This is a genomic window from Rhizobium sp. BK289 (assembly GCF_014193575.1).
Lineage (GTDB): Bacteria > Pseudomonadota > Alphaproteobacteria > Rhizobiales > Rhizobiaceae > Rhizobium > Rhizobium tropici_C.
Window position 1 is genome coordinate 1 of the sequence record NZ_JACHZO010000027.1, and the last position, 22,596, is coordinate 22,596.

Consider the following 22,596-nt stretch of genomic DNA (forward strand, 5'->3'; position numbering starts at 1 on the left):
AGTTGGCGCCCTGCTACCCCGCTTCACTCCTGCAGAATGCGCGAATTACTTCAAGGCTGCTGGATATGACCCGGATTGAACAGGATCTGCTCTAGGGAAAGATCGGGATCATCGACGGCGCCGTCCGGCTCGGCGGAACGATCGCCGGTTCCTTGATCAAGGCGTCGCGGTTTGCGAAAGCCATCTGATTTCTCAATTGGTCGCGAGTAATTTTTCGTGACTCCGAGGGTTCTCGAAGCAATCGAGCTCTTGAAGCGGAAGCGGCTTGGAGAACAGATAGCCTTGGAGATCCGTACAGCCCAATGCCGCCAAAAAATCACGCTGATATTCTGTTTCGACCCCTTCCGCCGTTGTCGAAATACCGAGACTGTTGCTCAGCGAGATGATGGCGCCGACAATGGCTGCCCCATTGGCTTTTGTGCCGAGGAGCGAGACGAACGAGCGATCAATCTTGATCCGATCGATGTCAAAACGCGTCAAATGGCTGAGACAGGAATAGCCGGTTCCGAAATCATCGAGGGAAATTTGAACACCCTGGCTGCGTAGGGATTTCAGCACCGCATAGATGTCCGCATAATCCTCGATGAGCGAGGTTTCGGTAAGCTCGAGCTCAAGTCGCGACGGCAGTAATCCAGTCTCTTGAAGAACGGCGCTTACTTCCTCGACGAAATTGGGCCTCCTTAGCTGAGATGGAGACACGTTGACGGCGACAAACGTGTTCTCGGGCCAGTTGCAGGCGGCCGTGCAGGCTTCGCGCAAGACCCAGAATCCAAGTGCGTCGATAAGCCCGCCTTCTTCGGCTGCGGGGATGAAGCTTGCAGGCGTCAAAAGCCCACGCTGGCTATGATTCCAGCGCACGAGCGCCTCGGCGCCCGACACGGCATATCCTTTGCCCGCCTGATAAACCGGTTGGTAATAAACTTCCAGCGACCCGAAGTCGGCTCGGTCAGCCGGCAGCTCGCGCGCCTCACCAACGCCGGACAAGACGCGAACTTTGGCCAAAACCTCACGCAATTCGTTTTTAAGAATGTCGCGGGCGTTTCTGCCGCCGTCCATGGAGGGCGAATAAACCAGCCACCGCCCCCTGCCGCTTATCTTTGCCTCGTACAGCGCGGCATCGGCATAACGCATGATGTCATCCGCATTGCGCCCGGCGTCGGGCACGATCGCCACGCCGATCGAGCAGCCAACCCGGGCAACCGCCTCACCCTTCAAGAGGGGAAACGGCTTGCTAAGTTCCGCAACGATCGCTTCGCAAATTCCCGGCAGCGTTTGATCGTGGTCTTTGACATCGCGCAGAAGCAGGGCAAATTCATCTCCTCCGAGCCGGGCTAAAGTATCTCGTGAGCGAAGGAGCGAACGGATCCGCTCCGCCGCCATCCTGATGAGTTCGTCGCCCGCGGCGTGACCGAATGTGTCGTTCACGGTTTTGAACCGGTCCAGGTCAAGAAGCGCGATTGCCGATCGCTCTGAAGAGTTTTCCAATTCGGCCAGGCACTCGTCGAACCTGATCGCAAACATCGCACGATTGGGCAGATCGGTAAGCACATCGTGGAGGGCAAGCTGTCTTGCGTGGAACTCGCTTTTCTTCAATTCACCGAGACTGCTTCGCAGGCGGAGAAGCAAGACCGTGAAGAGAAGCGCCATCATCAACGCTGCTATCGAAAGGGCCGGCATCAATCTGCCGATCACCCTTGATCCCGGAAGGTCGGGCCGCCATACGATAAAGCCAATCGGTTCGCCGTTTGTCGTATCGTCGATCTGAAACGCAACTTCGTCACCGTCTGCATCGGCGGTGCGTGCGAAGCGCGCGCCATTCAGCCCTTGTTCACGGCTCAATTCGTCCAGCGCAGCTCCATCAAGGAACCGCACGACGATCAGGAATTGCCACAACGACTGCCCTTGTCTCTCGTGTGGTTCCTTGATGGCTGCAATGCCGACGATCGTTGGCCGACCTTCCAGGCGGAGCAAACTGGCCAATCCGCGGTGAACCGGCACCGAACTCCCGGCGGGATTGTCCGATGACCCAGGCAAATGTCCGGTGAATGTCATGTCTTGGTGTGCGGCGGCGCCAGCCTCGCGAAGAAGTGGCAAAAGAAGAGGCTTCATCCACCGATAGCGCTTTTCCGTTTTGCCATCCGCCATCATGACCAGTTCGCCATGTTCATCCACGACGAAAGCCTGGTCGTAGCCGAAGACGGATGTTGCCGTCTGGCTGACCGCACTCCCGGCCGCCGTCGTCAAGACAGTATTGAAGGCAGACGAGACCGTGGAAGTGCCGGAGGCCGAATAAGCGCGGTTTGCGGCAATATAACCGTTGCCGACTTGTCCGATGACCCGTGCTACCTGATCGACCTGCTCTCGCAGGCGCGCATTGACGAGCAGCCGCTGTCGATCGAGAGCGGCAGCGTCGCTTTCAGTTCCCGCCCACAGCGCCGAAAGCACGACAAGCCCAATCGCTCCCAGGCCACTGGCGGCGATCAGAAACAGAATCCTCCCAGAAGTCATCCAGGACTGTTGAAACGACTTCGGGTTGGAGGAACGGACAATGTGCAAGCGCAGATCCCCAAACACCACTGGACTAGGGCGTCATCATCAAATCAAAACCACGGCCAGAATAGATCTAACAAAGAAGCGTTCACGTAGAATTAAAAACAACTGCGTATTATCTGCGCGATCAACCACTTATTGAGGGTTCTCTACTATGTCGCGCCCATCGGTTAAGACTATATTGCGCAGAAGGTTAGTAGCAGGCGGCATAGGTCTCCTTTTGACCGCAACCTTGCCTTTTCAAGTGGGTGCGCAAGAGCGCATGCCGATGCGAATAGCCGTCGAAGGCGCGTTTCCACCTTTTAATTATCTCGATGCAAATAATAAGCTCCAAGGCTTTGACATCGATATTGCCAATGCCGTCTGCGAGATTGGCAAATTCGAATGCCAATTTATCATCGAGAAGTGGGATGACATGATCCCCGATCTCGTTGCCGGGAAATACGACGCGATTATCTCGTCCATGTCGATGAGCGCCGAACGGCGCCAGAAGGTTGCCTTCACGGAAAGATACTACAGCAGCCCGTCGGTGTTCATCGTGCGAAAAGATTCGCCGATCAAAGACGTAAGCCCCGCCGCGCTTGGCGGCAAAAACCTTGGTGTAACATCGTCAACAGCCCAGGAATCCTTTGCCAACAATCTTTATCCGCAAATGCGCAAGACGGTTTTTCGGTCGTCACCCGAATTGTACAAGGGACTGGCGGATGGAAGCGTCGACGTTATTCTGGAAGATAAACTTGCCATTTACGACTGGATTGCGAACACAAAGGCGGGAAGCTGCTGCGAGTTCAGGGGACCTGATCTGGTCGACGTGACATATTTCGGCGACGGTTCCGGGATCGCAGTACGGTTGGATGATAGCGAGCGGCTTGCACGCCTGAATGCGGCGCTGAAGTCCATCAAGGCGGACGGAACCTATGACATGATCAACGCCAAATATTTTCCCTTCAGCATTCAATAGCAGCGCAAGCGAATTGCGGAATTGCGGAATTGCGATCGGGTCGGCTAACGGTCGAAGGCGACGTGCCGGACGCGCGATTTTCGCCGCTTAGCCTTAACACGGTAATTAATAAATTTCCGCACGTCATTTTTTATTGTGACATGAAGGCGAAAAGAAATTACCTGGAATTTGCGCCTACGGTTGCGCTTCTTTCCTTGGAGACGCATAACGATCACCGGAGCAATTCCAGGAAAAGTGCTGCGCGATTTTCCGTCCGGAATTGCGAGACGACAAAAGATGGAGCGGTTCAGAGATTCCGTGAAAAGCTGAACCGCTCTGCTGGATCGAGATGATTGGAAAAACGGTCGGCTTTTGATGGAAAAATTGACGCATAGGACGATGGAGGATTTCGCAAAGTCCTGCGGCGTCTCTCGCCCGACCCTTTCCAAGTATTTTGATGACCCGACCAGCGTGAAACCGACGACACGGGCGCTGATCGAGGCGGCGCTTCGCTCGTCGGATTACCAGCCGAATCTGTATGCACGGAATCTCAATCGCAAGCGGACCCGCAATGTCGGCATTCTGGTGCCCGCCCTCACCGACCCCTTTTATGCCGAGATGGTCAATCGACTGGAATTGCGGCTGCGCAATGAAGGCTATTGGCCGATCGTGTTCTCGTCGCACGGATTGCCGGAGCTGGAAGCAGAAGCGGTCAACACAATGTTGTCGCTGAAGGTGGCAGGGGCGCTTGTCGCACCGCTGGGGCGGAAATCCGATCCGCGCACCTTTGAAAAACTCGCGCAGAACCTGCCCATCGTTTACTTCGACACTTACATCGAAGGGAACACGCCGTTCATCGGCAACGACAACTACCAGAGCGTGGCGACGATCGTGGAATATCTCTGCCGATCCGGTGAGGCGCCGGCCTATTTCGACATTCCGCATGTCAATCATAACTCACCGGAGAGGCTGGCAGGTTATATCGCCACGATGGAGGCCGCAGGCTACGAGCCGCTGGTGATAGAGACCAACGCCGCCTACACGTGGGAATTCGAACGCATCGGATACGAGCAGATGGACAGCCTGCTCCAGGCAAGGGCTCTGCCACGCAAGACCATCCTGTGTGCGAACGATCGTCTCGCCTTCGGGGTCATGTCGGCAGCCTTCGCGCATCGATTGAAGGTTGGGCGGAAAAAGGGAGACGATCTGCGTGTCGCCGCCCATGACGATCATCCCTTGAGCCGCTATACCTGCCCGCCATTGACGACCATGGCACAGGATTTCGCCGCGATGACCGCAAACAGTGTCGATGCGTTGCTGACGCTGCTGGGTGACATGGATGTCCCGGTGCGGACAATCACGCACAAGGTCACGCTGGCCGGCACATTGGTCATGCGGCAATCGGCCTGAAGCCTACTGTCACCGTTTAATCTAGTTCGCGCGTCCCTCGAAGGAACGCCAAGTCGTCACGGCCTCTTCTATGGCCTGCCGAGCCTCGACCGCATATTTTCCCATCGAGACGAAGCCGTGGATCTGTCCCTGCCAGTGCCGATGCACAATTCGCGTCCCATCTTGCCGCAGCCGCTCGGCATAGGCGATGCCTTCGTCGGCCAGGATGTCGTGTCCGGCGGTGATGACGAAGGCCGGAGCCACCCCCGCGAGGATCTCGGCCTTTAATGGCGACACCCGCCAGTCGGCAATATCGGCCGCCGTGCGGACATAGTGATCGCGAAACCATCTCATCGTCGAGGTGGTCAAGCCGAAACCTTCGGCATAGCGGCGATAACTGTCGGCCGTCTGCGCGGCGTCGGTGTTGGGATAGATGAGCAGCTGCGCCGCAAGTGGCGGAGCGTCGCCGATGCGCGACATCAATGCGAGCACCGCGGCAAGATTGCCGCCGGCGCTGTCGCCGGCCACGGCAATTCGTTCGGGATCGATGCCGAGATCAGCGGCGGATTGTGCCGCGAACGCCAATGTCGCAACGCAATCAGTCAATCCCGCGGGAAACTTGTGTTCCGGCGCCAGCCGGTAGTCCGGGCAGATCACGGTACATTCGGCAAGATTGGCGAACCATCGGCAAATTTCGTCATGAGATTCGAGATTGCCGATCACCCAGCCGCCGCCATGCAAGTAGACAAGACCACGACCATCCTTTGAAGGCGCGCCGATGCCACGATAGATGCGCAGCGTGATCGGGCCATTCGGACCGACGATCTGGCGATCCTGCACCGAGGCCACCTCCTCCCTTGTGCCTTGGAGCGTCGGGCAATTGGCATCATAGTCGATGCGGGCCTGTTGAACCGTACCGGTTTCAAAAGGCCGGCCGCTTGACGGATCGGTTATGGCGAGAATGCGTCGGGCGCTCTCATCCAGCTGTTCCATTGGATTGCTCCCCTCTGCGGCAATCAGGCGAGAAGGCTGCGTGCTTCATCCTCGCCAAGACGCCGTGGCGGGACCAGCTTTGTGTCGATGCTGACAGACTGCCTGCTTTCGCCGGATAAGAGAATAGCCTCCATGATTTCAAGGACGTGAAGCGCCAGCTCCCCCGAGGCTCGCGGCTGCCTGCCCTCCTCGAGCGCCCGCGCCAGGTCGGCGACACCGAGCATGCGGTAGTTGGCGCGGTCCGGTGCATCGAATGGCCAGTTCCTCGCGCCGTAAAGCTCGCCGTCGCTTTCGAAATCACGCCAATCGTCGCCACGCTCGGACAGCGACACGGTTCCGCCGAACGTGTCCGGGTCGGGCAAGCGCAACGAGCCTTCGGTACCGTGCAGCTCGATCGGATGATTGGAGTGGCGAAAGACGTCCCAGGAGGCGCCGAAATTCACGGTCGCGCCGGATTGGAATTCCAGAAGCGACAGGATGTTTGTGGGAGTGCCGACCTTGAAGCGCGTATTCTTGAATGGGCCGTCGGCGGTGATCAGGCGCTCTTCCTGGCCCTTCGTCGCCATTGCCATGACCCGCACGACCGGACCGAGCAGGTTCACCATCATCGTCAGATAATAGGGACCCATGTCGAAGACCGGGCCGCCGCCCGGCTGATAGTAGAATTGCGGATTGGGGTGCCAGTGCTCCATGCCGCGCCCCATCATGAAGGCAGTGCCGCTGACCGGGCGGCCGATCGCGCCTTCATCCATCAGGTGCCGCGCCCGACGACCGGCCGCGCCCAGAAACGTATCGGGCGCAGACCCCAGCTGCAATCCGCGCCGCCTGGCCTCCGCCACGAGAATCCGTCCATCGGCCGCCGATGTTGCCAGCGGCTTTTCCGTGAAGACGTGCTTGCCGGCCGATAAGGCCGACATGGTGACGTCGAAATGGACGGCTGGAACGGTGAGGTTCAGTACGAGATCGACTTCGGGATCGGCCAGCAATTGGTCGACGCTGAGCGCGCGAATGCCATATTCGCGCGCACGCAACACGGCCGCATCCGCGGATATATCGGCGCAGGCGCGCAATTCCACACCGGCAAACAGCGCTGCATTGCGCAGATAGGTCATCGAGATGTTACCGCAGCCGATGACGCCTATGCCGAGCTTAGCTTTTGAATTACCAGCCATATTACCCAATCCTCCCTGATCTGCCACATCTGTTCGCCGCGCCTCGGCGCATCCGAACGATGACTCCCGGAATGATTTAAAGCATCTTATTTCTTGACGCGCGACAAATTTTTATAAAACATATGCGAATACTGGCGCGGAGGTTTGGAGATCGCCAGTCTTCCTGGGAGGGAAACATGACAGATATCAAGAAGACGCCGGCTCACTCCACGAGTGCCGGACAATCGATAATGCTTGATCGTCGTCAGCTGCTGCTGGGTGCCGCTAGCGCCGCGATCGGCACGGCAACGCTTGGAGTTGCCTCAGGTCTCGGCATCCGCCCGGCCCGCGCTGCGGATCGAACGGAAATCAGCTTTGCCAGCGCCAGCTTCTTCGGCAAGGAAGGGCTTGGCGATCTCGTCAAGGCTTTCAACGAGTCGCAAAGCCGCATCACCGTCAAGTTCATCGAACTGCCGCCGCCGAGTTCGTCGACGGAAGTCTATCAGGGCCTCGTCCAGCAGCTCGCCCGCCGCAACGGAACACCCGATGTTTTCAGCCAGGACGTGATCTGGATCGCGGGTTTTGCCTCCGCCGGCTGGGCTCTGCCGCTTGATGAATATTTCCCGAAAGACAAGCGCGCCGATTATTTCCCCGGCACGGTGGCTGCCTGCACCTATGGCGGCAAGCTGACCGCGCTGCCATGGTTCGTCGATTCCGGCATGTTCTACTATCGCAAGGATCTGGTGGAAAAACACGGCGGCAAGGTGCCGGAAACCTGGGCCGACATGGCGACGATGGCGGCAGAGGCGCAGAAGGCCGGCGACGCCAAATTCGGTTATCTCTGGCAGGGCAAGCAGGCCGAGGTTCTGGTCTGTGACGCGGTGGAGATCATTGCATCTAATGGCGGTTCCATCCTGTCCGCCGATGGAAAGTCTTCCGTCATCGGCGACGATGCCGCCGTTGCCGCGATCCAGTTCCTGTACGACACCATCAACAAGACGAAGATCAGCCCTCAGAACGTGCTCTCCTGGGACGAAGAGCCCTCCCGCCAGCCGTTTACATCTGGCGAGGCGATGTTCATGCGCAACTGGTCCTATGTCTATCCGATCGCGCAGGATCCGAAGGCCTCGCATGTCGTGGACAAGGTCGCGGTTGCGCCATTGCCGCATTTTGCCGGCGGCAAGAGCTCGGCCTGCCTTGGCGGCTACCAGCTGGGCGTCAACGCCAACTCCAAGAAGCGGGAAGCGGCGATCGAATTCCTGACCTGGATGTCTTCACCCGAAACCCAGACCCGGCTTGCCCTTAATTTCGGCCTTGCGCCCTCACGGCCAGCGATCTTCCAGGATGCGAAGCTCAAGGCAGAGCAGCCGTTCATGGCAAGCCTTCAGAGCGTCTTCACCGGCGCCACGCCGCGGCCGATCACGCCGCAATATGCCAAGGTGACGCTGGCATTGCAGTCCAGCATCTCGAAGGCACTCGTCAGCGGCAACGTCAAGGTGGAGCTGCAGGCCGCCGCGGCCCAGATCAACAAGATCGTCGGCTGACATGGCGGTAACGATGACGGCCGCCGTTTCGGAGCAAACCCCAGGCAAGTCGAGGGCGCTGTCAAGCGCCCTCTGGCCCTGGCTGTTGCTGCTGCCGGCATTTCTCTCATTGGCATCAGTGTCCTTCTATCCGATCGTCAACGGCGTCTATCTGTCCTTCACCAACCGTTCGCTGATCACACAGGACAATGATTTCGTCGGCATCGCCAATTATGTGCAGCTGCTGGCCGATCCGCCGTTCTGGAATGCCTGGTGGCACACGATCTGGTTTACCTTGATCTCGACCTTGCTCGAGACCTTCATCGGCCTGGCGATGGCTTTGATCCTTTGCGAGACCTTCACCGGCCGGGGTATGGTCCGCGCCGCCATGCTCGTGCCCTGGGCCATGCCGACCGTCGTGACATCGAAAATGTTCGGCTGGCTCTTCGATGGTCAGCACGGCATCATCAATTTCATCCTTCTGCATGCAGGTTTGATCGATCAGAACGTCAACTGGTACGGCTCTCCCGATACCGCCCTGACGACGATTATCCTCGCCGATGTTTGGAAGACCACGCCGTTCATGGCGCTTCTGTTGCTGACCGGGCTGCAGACCGTTCCAAAATCGCTCATAGAGGCGGCACGCATTGATGGGGCGGGAGCCTGGACAATCTTCTGGCATATTCGCCTGCCGCTCCTGATGCCGACGCTGCTGATTGCCGGCCTCTTCCGTGCGCTCGATGCATTCCGCGTCTTCGACCTCGTCTATGTGCTGACGGGCGGCGGTCCAGCCGATTCCACCGAGACGCTTTCGACACTGTCCTACAAAGTACTCTTTTCGACGCTTCAGTTCGGCTACGGCTCGGCAGTCTCGACCGCCATGTTCATCACGGAGGGGCTGATCGCGATCGGCTTCTGCCTCTTCCTCGTGCACCAGATCAGGAGGACGACATGAACGCAGAGCGCTCCGTCTTCCAAAACATCCTGATCTATCTCGGCGCCCTGTTCATCCTCATCTGGTCCGCCGGCCCGTTCATCTGGCAGTTTTCGACATCGCTCCAGCTCGACAAGGCGCTGACCGAGGGAACGCCCTCGCTCATACCGAACCCGTTCACGCTGGAGCATTACTACAACGCCTTCGTCGAAAAAGGCCTGCATCATTATGTGCTGAATTCGCTCGTCGTTTCGCTGGCGACCACCGCTCTTTGCCTGATCGTTGGCTCGCTGGCTGCCTTTTCGCTGTCGCGCCTCGATGTAAAGGGACGCTTCGGCATCCTGACGGTCATCCTTTCGGTATCGATGTTTCCGCAGATCGCACTCGTCGGGCCTCTCTATCTCATCGCCTCCGATCTCGGGCTGCTCGATACCTATACCGCGCTGATCATCACCTATCTCGCCCTCGGACTGCCGCTCGTAACGTGGGTGTTGTTCGGCTATTTCGAAACGCTGCCGCGCGAGATCGACGAGGCGGCCCGCATAGACGGCGTCGGGCCGGTCGGCCTGCTCTGGCATATCATCCTGCCGATGTCATTGCCGAGCCTTGTCACGACGGGCCTGCTTGCCTTCATCACCGCCTGGAACGAATTCCTGTTCGCGCTGGCCTTCACTTCGGACAGCGGCAGCCAGACTATCCCGGTCGGCATCGCCAACTTCACCAACCAATATTATGTGCCCTGGGGAGACATCGCCGCCGCATCGGCTGTCGTCACCGTGCCACTCATCATTTTGGTGCTCTTCTTCCAACGACACATCATCGAAGGCCTGACCCAAGGCGGAATCAAGGAATAGCGGGAATGCGCAAGGACATAAAAGTCGGCTGCCAGACATTCACATGGGAAATGCTCGGCAATGCCTGGACAGGAACGGCAGACGATCTGCTCTCGGCGATTTCCGCAGGCGGTTATTCCGGCATCGAAATCACCGATACGATGATCGGCCGCTATGGCGCGAACCCGCATGCCTTCGCGAATGCATTGAGGGATTGCGGCCTGACGCTCGTCTCCTTCGCCTTCGGTTCCAAGAGCGGCTTTACCGTCGCCGACGCGATGAAAGATGATCTTGCGACGGCCAAGTGCTGGATCGATTATGCCGCGCATTTCCCCGACGCACTCGTTTCCATCGGCTCGGCAACCGTCGTTTCCGATGGCCCGCGAGACGACAAGTTCGCCATTGCCGGCGAGTTCTACAATCGCGCCGGCGAACTGGGCAAGGCCGCCGGGGTCGAGGTCGCCGTGCATCCGAGCTCCCATCACAATACGCTGTTGTTTAACCGGGCCGATTACGACCGCATCTTCGCTCTGCTCGACCCGAGCCTGGTCGGCTGGGTGCCGGATACCGGTCATATCCTGCGGGGGCATGCCGACATGCTTGACACGATGCACACCTATCAGGACCGTATCCGCTACCTGCATCTGAAGGATGTTGATGCGCAGGGCCGATGGGCGATGCTCGGCAAGGGCGTCCTCGATACGCCAGCCGTGATCGACCTCGTCTCAGCGGCCCCACGCTTCAACGGCTGGCTGGTGCTGGAGGAGGAATCCGAAACGGCCGGTACCGATCCTGCCGCTGCGGTCAAAGCCAATCGCCAAACCATGCGCGGCTACGGGGCATAAGGAAGAGAACCATGATCGAAAAGGAAAGTCGCCGTCTTCGCGTGGGAGTACTCGGCTGCGGCCCGATCGCGCAATTTGCGCATCTGGAATCCTGCGTTAAGGCTCGGAATGCCGATCTTTATGCGATCTGCGACGCAGCCCCCGATCTTCTGGCCCGCATGGGCGCGACCTACGAGCCGCAGAAGATGTATGACGATTATGATGCCATGCTGGCCGATCCCGAGCTGGAGGCCGTAATCGTCGCGACGTCCGACGCCTATCACGTGCCGATGTCGATCAAGGCGCTGGAAGCCGGAAAGCATGTGCTCTGCGAAAAACCGATCGGCGTGTCGGTCGAGGAAGGGCAGCAGCTTGCCGAGGCTGTGCGCCGGTCCGGCAAAATCCTGCAGGTCGGGCACATGAAACGCTTCGATCCGGCGCTTGAGGCAGCGCGCGATTTTGTGCGCGACGATATAGGCCAGATCTTTGCGATGAAGGCGTGGTATTGCGATTCCACCCACCGCTATACCAATACCGATGCGGTCCAGCCGCTGCCCGTCACCAGCAAGCTTGCGCGCAAGCCATCGGGCAATCCCAAGGCCGATCTCCGGCAATATTTCATGCTCGCGCATGGCTCGCATCTGGTCGATACCGCCCGCTTCTTCTGCGGCGAGATCGTCTCGGTTCGTGCCCGGCTTCTGGAACGCGCCGGTGCCTATTGCTGGTTCGTGGAGACCGAGTTTGCCAACGGTGCTCTCGGTCATCTGGACCTGACGGTTGCCGTGCGCATGGATTGGCATGAAGGTTTCCAGCTTTATGGCGAAAACGGCTCGATTCTCGCAAAGACTTTCAATCCCTGGTACTTCCGCTCCAGCGAAGTGGAAATCTTCCACGAGAAGGATGCGACGAGCCGGAAGCCGCTCGGCGCCGACGGCCATTTCTTCCGCCGGCAGTTGGAGGGGCTCGCCGATAGCGCGCTGAAGGGCGCGCCGATGCGCGGCGCCAATGTCGAGGATGGCCTGGCCTCCATCCGCGCGATGGTGGCGATCGCCCGATCGGTGGAGCGAGGCGAGCGCGTCGAGCTTGCATCGGTCACGGGAGCGGTCTGATGCAGATCGGCATCTTCGCCAAGACCTTTCCCGGAACCGAACCGCTCGGCGTTCTCTCGGCTGTGCGTGACAGCGGTTATGCTTGCGCGCAGTTCAATCTCGCCTGCTGCGGCCTCCCATCCATGCCCGATGCCGTTTCCGAAGAAACGATCGCGGCGATCCGGGCGGCCGTCGAGGCGACGGGCATCTCGCTTGCCGCACTGTCCGGCACCTACAATATGGCTCACCCCGATATCGCCATTCGCCGGATCGGTCTCGCCCAATTCGCCGTCGTCATCGAAACGGCAGCGGCACTCTCGATTCCGCTGGTAACGCTTTGCACCGGAACTCGCGACCCGAACGACCAATGGGCCTATCATCGTGACAATGGCGATCCCTCCGCCTGGACCGACCTGGCGGCTGAAATATCGAAGGCTCTGGAGTTGGCGGAACGGCATGGCGTCGACCTCGGCATCGAGCCGGAGCAGGCCAATATCGTCACGTCGGCACGCGACGCCCGGCGACTGATCGACGAGATGGGATCGCGGCGGCTGCGCATCGTGCTCGATCCGGCCAATCTCTTCGAACAGGCAACACCGGCCGAGGCGCGGGTGATCGTCGAAGAGGCAGTCGAAATCTCAGCCGGTCACATCGCTCTGGCGCATGCCAAGGATCGTTACAGCGATGGTCGCTTTGCAACCGCCGGACAGGGCGTTGTGGATTTTGCCGATTTCATGGCGCGGCTGCGCTCGGTGAATTTCGACGGACCGCTCGTAACCCATGGCCTTTCGGCTTCGGAGGCACTCGGCGTTGCCGGCTTTCTCAAGGCACTGATATGATGAGACAGAAATCGTTCAAGCGCGATGATACAGAACTTGCCGTCTACGAGACTGGGCAAGGACTCCCCGTCGTCTTCCAGCACGGTCTCGGCGGCGACGCGGCGCAGGTGGCGCAGAATATCTCAGCGGCGGCTATTCACCGGCTGACACTGGAATGCCGCGGGCACGGCGCATCCTCACTCGGCAATACACAACCCTATTCGATCCCAATGTTTGCAGAGGATGTTCTGGCCGCGGCCACCGAATACGGGTTCGACCGCTTCATCATCGGCGGCATTTCGATGGGAGCGGCCATTGCGCTGCACCTTGCCCATCATCACGCCCAACGGATCGCCGGACTCGTTCTCGTGCGCCCCGCCTGGACCTTCGAGGCATCACCGGGCAATCTCGCGCCGATCCGCGCCGTTGCCGCTCTGATCCATTCCCATCCGATCGAGGAGGCCAAAAGGCGCTTTATCGCCTCTGAAACCGGACGATGGATCGCCTCGGAGGCACCGGACAATTTCTCTTCCCTGCTTGGTTATTTCGACAGACCGGACGCCGTCGCTTTTGCGTCGGTACTGGCTGACATAGCGGCCGACGGGCCGGATGTGCCGCAGGCAGTCGCCGCTGCTCTTGCTATACCCACCCTGGTTATCGGCAACCGTCGGGATGCGATCCATCCGCTCTCCTGCGCGCAGACGCTCGCCAATGTCATTCCAGGCGCAAGCTTTGTCGAAGTCACCGCCAAGGCTGTCGACAAAAACAGGCATTTTGCCGAGGTCCAAGACGCCATCGCACATTTTTTCGCATCCAAAACACTCCGGAGCTTCGTTCCATCATGACGTCCAGACCCCTTTCCGGCCCGGCGGCCATCGCAGCGCTTCCCCGCAACAGGCTTCTCGGCGAATTCTCGCTCTGGTCGGCCGATCTTGCCAATATGGAAACCGACCTCAGGCGCATAGAGCCTTATGTGGACCTGCATCATATCGATGTCGCCGATGCGCGCTTTACGCCGGGCTTTCTGTTCTTTCCGGATTTTGTCGCGCGCATCGCCAAGTCGACCGCCAAACCGATCCACGTGCATCTCATGGTCGAGGCTGAAATCGTCGAAGAGCAGACGCGCCAGTTCATCGAGGCGGGCGCCGATTTGATTAGCGTCCACGCTGAAAACGGCAATGCCGGCTTGCGTGCCATTGCACTTGCCAAGGAGCTGGGTGCCGAAGCCGGTGTGGTGCTGCGACTGGAAACACCCATTTCGGCGATCGAGCCCTTCATCGATCACGTCGCCTTCGTGACGCTGCTCGGAACGTCGATCGGCGTCAAGGGACAAAGCCTTTCCGAAAAGGCATGCGACCGGCTGCTCGAGGCACGATTCCTCCTAAGGAAAGCAGGCCGCGAGGAGCGGGTAATCCTAGCCGCCGATGGCGGCATTCGCGAACAAACCGTCCCGCTTCTGCGCCAGGCCGGAGCGCAGACCGTCGTTCTTGGATCGCTGGCATTCGGCGACAAGAACCTCGGCGACCGGATCGCCTGGCTGCACGGATTGGAGAGCCGGGTTTCGTGAAAAAGGTCGCTCTTGCATTCGATCTCGGTGGAACGGAGCTTCGCGCCGCACTTGTCGATGATGCGGGATGCCCTCTGTCGTTCTCGTCCCTGTCGACGGATGCGGTCGGCGGCCCCGCCGCAGTCATCCGCCAGATCGAGCAGCTGGCTGAAACGGTGTTGGCACAAACGCCCGATCTTTCGCCGATCGGGATCGGGATCGGCGCGCCCGGTCCGCTCGATCCGGACGCCGGCGTCGTCATTGCCGCCCCGACCCTGGTCGGATGGCATGAGGTCCCGCTGGCGGAGATTCTCCAAAACCATTTCAAGCTGCCCGTAAGGCTCGAAAACGATGCGAATGCGGCAGCGCTTGGCGAGTGGCGATATGGCGCCGGCCGAGGGGCGGGATCGATGGTCTTCGTCACAGTGTCGACCGGTATCGGCGGTGGCGTGATTGCCGATGGCCGGATCCTGCATGGCAGACGGGGCCTGGCTGCCGAGATCGGCCACATGACGATCACAAACGAGGGCGAACGTTGCTTTTGCGGGGCAGTCGGCTGCTTTGAGGCCGTCGCCTCCGGCACGGCACTCGGCAGACGGGCAACGGCCCGCACCAGGCCGTCCGACGGATCGGTGCTGCGCAAGGTCGCCGCCGATGCCGACGTGACCGGACGACATGTCGTCGAAGCCGCGCGAAAGGGCGACGCCGATGCATTGGCGCTGCTGATCGACGAGGCACGGTGGCTGGGGATCGGCTTCACAAACCTGCTTCATCTCTATTCACCCGACTTGCTTGTCATGGGTGGAGGAATTTCGCATGGCTTTGATCTTCTGCACGATCAAATGGCGGCGACGGTTCGCGAGCGCGCCATGCCCGCCTATCGCACCGTGCCGATCGTTGCCGCTCAGCTCGGACGGCATGCCGGTCTGATCGGCGCGGCCAGCCTTATCTTCGACAGCTGCGAAAAATCAGACCCCTCGCCGGGATCAGCCATTCGGGTCCACCCATAAGCCGGCGGAACAACTTGCGCGGATAATGATTTTCAAGACATGATTCATATACGCTGTCTTGCGATCTCTATCGCTTTGATATTTTCAAGTCCGGCTGTCGCCGCTCCCATAGCCGCTCAGGATGTCAATGGCGCTGCCATCACGTCCATACAGACCGAAGCGCCGGGCAAGAAGCCGAGCAAGCCTGACGCAGCGATCATCAAACTTCAGGTGCTGCTGGATCGAGCCGGCTCCTCTCCTGGTGCTGTCGATGGCTATGCCGGAGAGAATCTCAGTAAAGCAATTGCAGGATTTGAAGCTTTGCAACGGCTTCCCATCGATGGAAAACTCGATCCAGAGGTACTCCGACGGATTGAGGATCAGCTTCCCGTCATTCAGCCATATGTCATAACGTCGGATGACGGGAAGGATCTGGTGAAGAGCATTCCCAAGGACTATGGCGAGCAAGCCAAGATGGATCGCCTCGGCTATACGAGCATCGGCGAAAAATTAGCCGAACGTTTCCATATGAGCATCGCTCTCCTGAAAGCGCTCAATCCGACCGCGTCTTTTACCTCGGGTGAAACAATCATGGTTGCGATGCCTGGCGAGGCAAAGACCGGCGTGGTGAAGCGGATCGAGGTTCACAGAAAGTTGGGCCAGGTATTCGCCTTTGCGGAAGACGGGTCGCTGTTGACGATCTACCCGGCCACGATCGGCAGCGAGGAATCGCCCTCCCCCTCAGGCTCACACAAGGTCAAGGGCGTCGCTCGATTGCCGACATATACCTACAATCCGAAGATCAATTTTCAACAGGGTCGCAATAAGAGGATCCTGAAGCTGCCAAGCGGGCCGAACAATCCGGTCGGCACGGTCTGGATCGATTTGACCGAACCCACTTATGGCATCCACGGGACACCGGATCCAGAGCTCATCGGCAAAGTCGGCTCTCATGGATGTGTCCGCCTGACAAATTGGGATGTGGAGGAGCTGGCAAGGATGGTAAAACCGGGCGTGATCGTTGAATTTGTCGATTGATCATCGGCCAGAATCCGCATCGGGCAATTGCCGGTGGATCTCGCTATTCGCGAGGTAGAAAATCAGATTGTTCATCCTCCGGGATTGACCCTAGGACGGCCGGCAAAAGCCCATGTCAGCAAATGCAACTCATCCGATACAACACGGCCATATTTGCGCCGCGATCCGTGAAGAATGCTGACGCGAAGCGGATGAGGAAATTAAGGGCGGGCAAATAATCTTTCCGCGACCGCCGAGGTTCCCGCCTCCGTTAGGTCGTCATTCAGCAAAGCAGCGCACAATTATGATGTCTGGATCTGAGCGCATGGCAGCCGGACTTGTGTGGCGGGCGGACTGCCAAGATCGTGGTTGTCTGCTACGGCGCATGTGGATCCAGAAAATTTTGACAGGAGATTTATTTTCGTGCGGTTGAGATATGCCATTCGAAGCGTCGCCCAGATGCTCAGCCTTTGCTCTCTTACCATCATCATCCCTTCAACATCGCAATCTCTTGCCGCGGAGCGCCAATCGGATATTCCGGCATGGCTGAATGCCTATGTCGGCGAAGGCGACGGTCAGATTGCCCGACCGATTCTGCAAAGGGCGCGCGCGCTTTACATGCAGAAGATGAGCGAAGGCAAGGTCAGGAATCCCTGTTATTTCGCTATGGATGCAACCCGGCCGAACAATCCGGCTGACGGCAAATCGGCAGGGCGTTTCTATATCGTCTGCGAGGCGACGCAGACATTCCGGGTGGTTTCATCGGGCCACGGCAGCGGCCGCGATCTCAAGGGCGTCGTCGACTTCGGCAATGGCCGGATGTGCGCGAGGAACTTCGGCAACGCGATGGATTCGAACCTGACGGCCGGCGGGTCTTATGTGACGGAAGAAACGAAAACCACCTTCAAGGGTTATTATCGGATTTCGCAGACGAAGGATGCTGCTTTCCTTCGCACATTCGTGCAGTTCGACGGTGTTGGCGAAACCGCCAATGCACGCGCCAGGGCGATTGGCGGCCATGCGGCTGCAAAGGTTGCCGGTATCTGCATGAAGAAGGATCCGCAGAGCCCCTATGCCAATCGCGACGGATACGTTCCGCTCGGGAAGCTGGTGGAATATGCGGGAGGCCGCAGCGATGGCTGCACGAGCTGGTCGACATCGGATGCCAATCAGATCATCTCCATGGTGAAGGACAATCCAACGACCCTCTACATCTATCCTGAATCCTCGGACATCAACGCAGTCGCCAAGGCCGTTGCAGCCGGGCGCTCTCCAGCACAGTCCGGATTGTATTGGAACGAGTCCTGCCTGAAGGAAATCGGCACTCCGAAATTTTGGCCGAAGGAAACCTTGGAGCCGATCATCGCGCAATACAAGAACGACCATCCGGCACCGCCGCCGCGGCCGATACCGATTTGCGACCAGCAATGACGTCGGTCTAGTCACAATGACTGAAAATTAAGGCAGGAGGATCAGTGGCAACAGGTATGGGCCGCTGTCTCCTGTTTCTGAGGCGAGTTAGTATGCGGACGAACAGCCTGTCTTCGTCACGCAATTTACACAGATGCGACGGTATGAAAGTTCGATATAGCTTCCGATAGCGAATTTACTTCAATGAAATCAATCTGCTAGCGAGCGATGAAATTCAGTCGAAAACGATCGAATTTGCAAACCAGGACTATCCCTACTGCCAGCACATCTCTGTACTTTTATGCCTTTTTTGCCAGCAAATGTCTACCCTTCCGGCTGTTCATAACTCCAAGCGCCCTCCCCTAAAAGATCCGATGCAGGGTAGTTATCATTCGCTGCGGAGGCAGCGAAATATCTTGAGCTGTACGCAATGCCAGAGTTATTTCGTCGTGGTGCCAACTGAAACCGACCATCAGATCCTCAATGCTGTTAACGGGACATGCTAAGCGATCTTGCGCACGGCTGGGGCCATATTCGCCCGAAGAAGGCTCATGAGCATAGGACCGATGGCAAACGCTCCTTTCTCCGCTCGCCGTGTCAAATCGCGAAGATAGGCACCGGCGGAATTGATACGGGAGCCACGTTGGAGGATGCAGGCGATGACGGTCGCAGCGTTTTCCACTCCCATGGCAGCGCAGGCCCCTCCATAGGTTCCCGGACTGACATCGAGCATCGATTTGACGACGAGTGAAGCAGAGAGCAGATCGCGCCAGCTCTTGATCTGTCCGGTCGGGCCGTAAGCGGTGATCTCTGGGCATGCTCGCAAAATGAGATCGAGCGGGAAGGACTTCAACTCTGTTCCGGTGCCAATCTCCGGGTGACTACCGTCGGGCGTACAAGGCATCGGCGGCAGAGTTTCGGAAGCTGGGGGGATGTTCACGAGAACTGGAGTTGTCCGCGGAGCGAAGCTTCGTGGAGAGGCATTTTTTGTGGACGTGGCTTCAGATTCAATTTGGGATTCGGAGTCTGAATTCTGTATGTGCCGCTCATTTTGATAGGGATTGGCGCTTAGTTTCGCAGTTTCTGCATGTGTTTCCAATCGGTTGACGATTTCGTCACGCAGACGGCCGAGTTTCCCCAACAGCGTCTCCAACTGTGCCACGTTCGGCGAACGCGGAAGGTCATCAATGAGCGCGCGAAAGCCTGAATGGACGGCTTCCCAAGGGCCTTCAATATCCTCGGCAATGGCGGTTTCGATGAGCTTGGCGATATCGCGCCGGTGGAGGCTGATGTGCTCGCGTAGACCCTGCATGTGCAATCGCTCGGCAACGACCTCGGCGGCGAGATGCTCGATCTCGTCGGCGCGGGACAGAAGAGGCGCCAAGGAGAAACCATAAGCCTCATTGAGATCCCCTGCCCTGTTCCGGCGAGCGTAGCGCTTGCCGTTGGGGCTATCCCGGCGGACAAGAAGCCCGGCAGCGATCAGGACAGCGAGGTGACGGCGGATTGTCTGTTCCGCCATGCCATGCGCGCGCAACGACAATTGTGCGTTTGAAGGAAATACGATCAGGTTGGCGTCATCCGAGAGTTCGCTCTTCGGATAGAAACTCAAGAGCGCATTCAACACGGCCAGCGCTCGATCCGTCACGCCCAGCAAGGGCTTGGCTTCACAGAGCGCACGATAAATCTTCCACTTGTCGACGGACCTGACGGATTTCCCATGATCGGCTCTTCTTTGAGCTATCAACATGGCAAGCGTCATCGGCCGCCGCCCAAAAGGCGTCGTCACATGTTCGGCTTCCATTTTCTTTCACCTACGTTGTGGCAAAAGAAGTCTGCTCATCAAAACGATGCCAAAGACTCTTGACTGTGATTCGGGGAAATGCGATTCTCGATTTGCTTAAGATCAGAGAAGGGCTTCCACGACGGCGTCGTTTGGGGGCCTTTTTCTTTTGCGGGTTACGTATCCTTTCCTTCTTGGAACTCGTTGAAGAGAGATTGCAACCTCTCCTGTACGAACTGATCGAAGCCGGGGGCGGCCTTGCTGTCGAAAACAAAGGTCGCGCGCGCCGGCGTTCGCTTAAACGTCACCGGAACACCGGCTATCGATGATGGCGTAACAGCTGCCTTGGCGGATGCTGGTTTACCGATTGCAAGAACCAGCGCCCGCTGAAAGCGCGCATCACTGGACAGCTGACGCTGGTTGTCCGCGGACAACTCAGCCACGATTGGTTCCGAGGGGACGCTCTCGAGACGTTCTCCGAGCTCTAGCCAGCGCCTGCGGCCAATTTCGGGGGCGGGGCCGATCGCGCTGATGAGAGCGAGAGGCACTTGTCTGGTAACGATGAGCATCTTCGAAAGCGCTGCCTTGTCCACGCCGAGTGCGGCCATGATGACATCGCGACCGAAACCGCGCTGCTCAAGGCGCAACGCGAACAATGCGCGCTCGATATAGGATAGGTTCGTGCGGGCACTGTTTTCCTGGCCTTGACTGACCACCAGCTGATCGTCGGTGAGCTGACGCACGACTGCACGCACCTTGATGCTGAGCTCTTTTGCCGCCGCCAGTCGACGATGGCCGTAGGCGACCTGAAAACGCCCGCGGGATTCCGGATGCGGGCGTACGAGGATTGGCACCTGCTGGCCGTGTTCGCGTATCTGCTCGACCAGCTGACCAAGCTCGACGGGATCGATTTCCAGACGATCGGTAACGAATGATCCATCGACAAGCTCGGGATCGATATCGACGACCGTCTGACCTTCCGCCAGTTGCCGTTCGAGATCGCTGGCTCGTTCCATCTTCTCCGTGATATTTCCGAGCGTCCTGGTGATGCCGCCCACCGGAGCGGAGCCTCTTGCCTGCGGCAGGAAGCCAGCGATCGGACGATGGTCCTTTGGCGCCGGTGCCTCCGTGCGGCTCGTATTCGGCGCCGAGATTTCGAGAAGGTTTTTGCGCGCCATCTATTTATTTCCTTCCCCAGGTTAGGCGAATATGCGTCTCGATCTCGCTGTTGACGAGATTGAGCGAATCCAGAGCGCGGTCATAGGTACCCCTGGTGAACTGGGCACGCTCGACCTCGTAGAGGGTCTGTTTGGTGACGCCGGCATCGGCAACGGCCGTCGACTTGACCATTGCGTTATGGAGCATGCGGTTGCCGAAGATTGCCTTCATGAAACCGGTCATCTGGCTTTGTGGTCCGTCGTTTGGCTCGAAGCGCGTCACGAGGTAACGCATCCAGTCATAACTGGTGCGCCCCCCTGCTCTCTCGACGACGGACATGAGCTCGCTCGTCATCGTCAGAAACTGCGACATGGACATAACGTCGAGCATCTGCGGATGCACGGTGATGAGGATCGATGTCGCGGCACAGAGTGCCGACATCGTCAGAAAGCCGAGTTGCGGCGGGCAATCGATGACCACCACATCGTAGAAACTTTCGATCTCGGTCAGGACTTCGCCTATGCGGGCAAAGAACATCGTCTCGGCCTTGCCGGCAGCCATTGCACGCGGCGTCTCGTGCTCGAATTCCATGAGTTCGAGATTTCCGGGGATCAGATGCAGATTTGGCGTGTAGGTCGAACGAACGATATCGGCTATTGGGCGAGGGCCCTCATAACGAATGGCCCCATAAAGCGTTTCGTTTTCGCCGACGTCGATCTCGGGCTGGTGCCCGAACAGAGCTGATAGGGATGCCTGCGGATCGAGGTCGACCGCAAGTACGCGGTAGCCTCTCAACGCCAGATATTGCGCGAAATGGGCTGCAGTGGTCGTCTTGCCGGAACCGCCCTTGAAATTCATCACCGAGATGATCTGCAGTTTTTCGGTTCCGCGGCGCCAAGGCACGTATTTAGGCGTTCCGTTTCGTTCGTCGAGAACCTTACGGATCCGATCCATGTCTTCGGCCGTATAGAGCCGCCGTCCATTGGCAAGCGGATCCGGCCCATGGCCTTCGGCTGCGATCTGGCGGAGGTAACCTTCCCCGATGCCGATAAATGCGGCGGCCTCAGCCGGCGAAAACATCCGCATAGTTTTCTGTGACTGAGGCGGAAAGAGCTTTGCCTGATGCTGCTGGAGCTGATAAGACAGCTCTTGCGCATCTGTTGCCAGAAGCGTTGGTAGATGCTCTTGATCGTCTTGGAGCACGAGACTCGGCTGCATGGTTATTTTCCCAATTAACTGCGCAATTGTGACGGATTGCCGCTGAACTACGCAGTTATAATATGCTCCGATTCGTGGCCGTTTTACAAATGCTTAAACAAAAGGCAGTTTTTGGCTGCTTTTTGCGCATGCATAGGCTGCCGTTCGCTCCGAGCGGCGGGTTTCGCTCCCTTGATATCCTTGCTGTGTGTGCTTGTGTCGGTATGCGCGGCTGGCGCGCAGCCTTCGATGAGAGGTAGTCCGCGGACTACTTGCGCCATTCCTTCCATGGCGCCACGACGGCAACAGGATTGAGGTGAGGGGATTAGGAGATCGGTAGTCCGCGGACTACACCGGTCGGCCGGGTAATGGATAAGTTCCGGCGCTCATCGGCATCCAGGCCGACGCCATTCGAGGCGGGCAGCGCCATGAAGCGGTATGATGAGTTCACTC

Annotated in this window: 19 protein-coding genes; 13 read left to right on the forward strand and 6 right to left on the reverse strand. The window is 58.5% G+C overall.

The window, feature by feature from the left end; translation table 11 throughout:
• Positions 1 to 192 precede the first annotated feature (192 nt).
• Positions 193 to 2,577, reverse strand: coding sequence for an EAL domain-containing protein (locus FHT84_RS30215; RefSeq protein WP_112344423.1), 2,385 nt, complete (start codon positions 2,575 to 2,577; stop codon positions 193 to 195).
• Positions 2,578 to 2,704: 127 nt separating this feature from the next.
• Here FHT84_RS30215 and FHT84_RS30220 point away from each other — a divergent pair, with 127 nt between their 5' ends.
• Entirely contained in the window at positions 2,705 to 3,511 is an 807-nt protein-coding gene (locus FHT84_RS30220) for a transporter substrate-binding domain-containing protein (protein WP_112344424.1), read from the forward strand.
• Positions 3,512 to 3,865: 354 nt separating this feature from the next.
• Positions 3,866 to 4,900 (forward strand): LacI family DNA-binding transcriptional regulator, encoded by a 1,035-nt coding sequence (locus FHT84_RS30225; protein WP_112344425.1) that lies wholly within the window; start codon positions 3,866 to 3,868, stop codon positions 4,898 to 4,900.
• A gap of 21 nt (positions 4,901 to 4,921) precedes the next feature.
• Here FHT84_RS30225 and FHT84_RS30230 read toward each other — a convergent pair whose 3' ends face one another.
• Positions 4,922 to 5,872 carry an alpha/beta hydrolase gene (locus FHT84_RS30230; RefSeq protein ID WP_145646664.1) on the reverse strand — a complete coding sequence of 317 codons (951 nt, stop codon included), beginning with the start codon at positions 5,870 to 5,872 and terminating at the stop codon, positions 4,922 to 4,924.
• 23 nt (positions 5,873 to 5,895) lie between these two features.
• Positions 5,896 to 7,044 carry a Gfo/Idh/MocA family oxidoreductase gene (locus FHT84_RS30235; RefSeq protein WP_112344427.1) on the reverse strand — a complete coding sequence of 383 codons (1,149 nt, stop codon included), beginning with the start codon at positions 7,042 to 7,044 and terminating at the stop codon, positions 5,896 to 5,898.
• A gap of 176 nt (positions 7,045 to 7,220) precedes the next feature.
• Between FHT84_RS30235 and FHT84_RS30240 the strand changes: the two genes are divergently transcribed.
• The 11 genes from FHT84_RS30240 to FHT84_RS30290 all read left to right on the forward strand — a co-directional run bounded on the left by FHT84_RS30240 (position 7,221) and on the right by FHT84_RS30290 (position 18,026).
• Complete coding sequence (locus FHT84_RS30240) at positions 7,221 to 8,567, forward strand: ABC transporter substrate-binding protein (RefSeq protein WP_112344428.1); 1,347 nt, start codon at positions 7,221 to 7,223, stop codon at positions 8,565 to 8,567.
• 13 nt (positions 8,568 to 8,580) lie between these two features.
• Positions 8,581 to 9,501, forward strand: a complete 921-nt coding sequence (locus FHT84_RS30245) for a sugar ABC transporter permease (RefSeq protein WP_245430453.1) — start codon at positions 8,581 to 8,583, stop codon at positions 9,499 to 9,501.
• The gene (locus FHT84_RS30250) at positions 9,498 to 10,334 is read left to right on the forward strand and encodes a carbohydrate ABC transporter permease (protein WP_112344430.1); all 837 of its coding nucleotides are present in this window, start codon (positions 9,498 to 9,500) and stop codon (positions 10,332 to 10,334) included. Before FHT84_RS30245 ends, FHT84_RS30250 begins: the two co-directional genes overlap by 4 nt.
• A gap of 5 nt (positions 10,335 to 10,339) precedes the next feature.
• Positions 10,340 to 11,158: a sugar phosphate isomerase/epimerase gene (locus tag FHT84_RS30255; RefSeq protein WP_112344431.1), complete on the forward strand. Its 819-nt coding sequence runs from the start codon at positions 10,340 to 10,342 to the stop codon at positions 11,156 to 11,158.
• Positions 11,159 to 11,169: 11 nt separating this feature from the next.
• Positions 11,170 to 12,246: a Gfo/Idh/MocA family oxidoreductase gene (locus tag FHT84_RS30260; protein ID WP_112344432.1), complete on the forward strand. Its 1,077-nt coding sequence runs from the start codon at positions 11,170 to 11,172 to the stop codon at positions 12,244 to 12,246.
• Positions 12,246 to 13,064 carry a sugar phosphate isomerase/epimerase family protein gene (locus FHT84_RS30265; protein WP_112344433.1) on the forward strand — a complete coding sequence of 273 codons (819 nt, stop codon included), beginning with the start codon at positions 12,246 to 12,248 and terminating at the stop codon, positions 13,062 to 13,064. Before FHT84_RS30260 ends, FHT84_RS30265 begins: the two co-directional genes overlap by 1 nt.
• The gene (locus tag FHT84_RS30270) at positions 13,064 to 13,888 is read left to right on the forward strand and encodes an alpha/beta hydrolase (protein ID WP_112344460.1); all 825 of its coding nucleotides are present in this window, start codon (positions 13,064 to 13,066) and stop codon (positions 13,886 to 13,888) included. Before FHT84_RS30265 ends, FHT84_RS30270 begins: the two co-directional genes overlap by 1 nt.
• A complete protein-coding gene (locus tag FHT84_RS30275) occupies positions 13,885 to 14,610 on the forward strand; it encodes a ribulose-phosphate 3-epimerase (RefSeq protein ID WP_112344434.1) in 726 nt (241 codons plus the stop codon). The genes FHT84_RS30270 and FHT84_RS30275 overlap by 4 nt, the downstream gene beginning before the upstream one ends.
• The gene (locus tag FHT84_RS30280; RefSeq protein ID WP_183765726.1) at positions 14,607 to 15,599 is read left to right on the forward strand and encodes an ROK family protein; all 993 of its coding nucleotides are present in this window, start codon (positions 14,607 to 14,609) and stop codon (positions 15,597 to 15,599) included. Before FHT84_RS30275 ends, FHT84_RS30280 begins: the two co-directional genes overlap by 4 nt.
• A gap of 39 nt (positions 15,600 to 15,638) precedes the next feature.
• Entirely contained in the window at positions 15,639 to 16,616 is a 978-nt protein-coding gene (locus FHT84_RS30285) for a L,D-transpeptidase (protein WP_112344436.1), read from the forward strand.
• 402 nt (positions 16,617 to 17,018) lie between these two features.
• Positions 17,019 to 18,026: a hypothetical protein gene (locus FHT84_RS30290; RefSeq protein ID WP_112344437.1), complete on the forward strand. Its 1,008-nt coding sequence runs from the start codon at positions 17,019 to 17,021 to the stop codon at positions 18,024 to 18,026.
• Between the two features lie 481 nt (positions 18,027 to 18,507).
• Here FHT84_RS30290 and repC read toward each other — a convergent pair whose 3' ends face one another.
• The 3 genes from repC to repA form a co-directional block, all read right to left on the reverse strand.
• The gene (gene repC / locus FHT84_RS30295) at positions 18,508 to 19,809 is read right to left on the reverse strand and encodes a plasmid replication protein RepC (RefSeq protein ID WP_112344438.1); all 1,302 of its coding nucleotides are present in this window, start codon (positions 19,807 to 19,809) and stop codon (positions 18,508 to 18,510) included.
• Between the two features lie 155 nt (positions 19,810 to 19,964).
• Positions 19,965 to 20,966 carry a plasmid partitioning protein RepB gene (gene repB, locus FHT84_RS30300; RefSeq protein WP_112344439.1) on the reverse strand — a complete coding sequence of 334 codons (1,002 nt, stop codon included), beginning with the start codon at positions 20,964 to 20,966 and terminating at the stop codon, positions 19,965 to 19,967.
• A gap of 4 nt (positions 20,967 to 20,970) precedes the next feature.
• Positions 20,971 to 22,164, reverse strand: a complete 1,194-nt coding sequence (gene repA / locus FHT84_RS30305; protein ID WP_112344440.1) for a plasmid partitioning protein RepA — start codon at positions 22,162 to 22,164, stop codon at positions 20,971 to 20,973.
• Positions 22,165 to 22,596 lie beyond the last annotated feature (432 nt).

Bases quoted from the DNA above. Each gene is read 5' to 3' on its own strand.
- FHT84_RS30270 (WP_112344460.1), top strand. From the start codon at position 13,064: ATGAGACAGAAATCGTTCAAGCGCGATGATACAGAACTTGCCGTCTAC.
- FHT84_RS30265 (WP_112344433.1), top strand. From the start codon at position 12,246: ATGCAGATCGGCATCTTCGCCAAGACCTTTCCCGGAACCGAACCGCTC.
- FHT84_RS30235 (WP_112344427.1), bottom strand. From the start codon at position 7,044: ATGGCTGGTAATTCAAAAGCTAAGCTCGGCATAGGCGTCATCGGCTGC.
- FHT84_RS30285 (WP_112344436.1), top strand. From the start codon at position 15,639: ATGATTCATATACGCTGTCTTGCGATCTCTATCGCTTTGATATTTTCA.
- FHT84_RS30245 (WP_245430453.1), top strand. From the start codon at position 8,581: ATGACGGCCGCCGTTTCGGAGCAAACCCCAGGCAAGTCGAGGGCGCTG.
- repB (WP_112344439.1), bottom strand. From the start codon at position 20,966: ATGGCGCGCAAAAACCTTCTCGAAATCTCGGCGCCGAATACGAGCCGC.
- FHT84_RS30250 (WP_112344430.1), top strand. From the start codon at position 9,498: ATGAACGCAGAGCGCTCCGTCTTCCAAAACATCCTGATCTATCTCGGC.
- FHT84_RS30225 (WP_112344425.1), top strand. From the start codon at position 3,866: ATGGAAAAATTGACGCATAGGACGATGGAGGATTTCGCAAAGTCCTGC.
- repC (WP_112344438.1), bottom strand. From the start codon at position 19,809: ATGGAAGCCGAACATGTGACGACGCCTTTTGGGCGGCGGCCGATGACG.
- FHT84_RS30275 (WP_112344434.1), top strand. From the start codon at position 13,885: ATGACGTCCAGACCCCTTTCCGGCCCGGCGGCCATCGCAGCGCTTCCC.
- FHT84_RS30230 (WP_145646664.1), bottom strand. From the start codon at position 5,872: ATGGAACAGCTGGATGAGAGCGCCCGACGCATTCTCGCCATAACCGAT.
- repA (WP_112344440.1), bottom strand. From the start codon at position 22,164: ATGCAGCCGAGTCTCGTGCTCCAAGACGATCAAGAGCATCTACCAACG.
- FHT84_RS30240 (WP_112344428.1), top strand. From the start codon at position 7,221: ATGACAGATATCAAGAAGACGCCGGCTCACTCCACGAGTGCCGGACAA.
- FHT84_RS30260 (WP_112344432.1), top strand. From the start codon at position 11,170: ATGATCGAAAAGGAAAGTCGCCGTCTTCGCGTGGGAGTACTCGGCTGC.
- FHT84_RS30255 (WP_112344431.1), top strand. From the start codon at position 10,340: ATGCGCAAGGACATAAAAGTCGGCTGCCAGACATTCACATGGGAAATG.
- FHT84_RS30220 (WP_112344424.1), top strand. From the start codon at position 2,705: ATGTCGCGCCCATCGGTTAAGACTATATTGCGCAGAAGGTTAGTAGCA.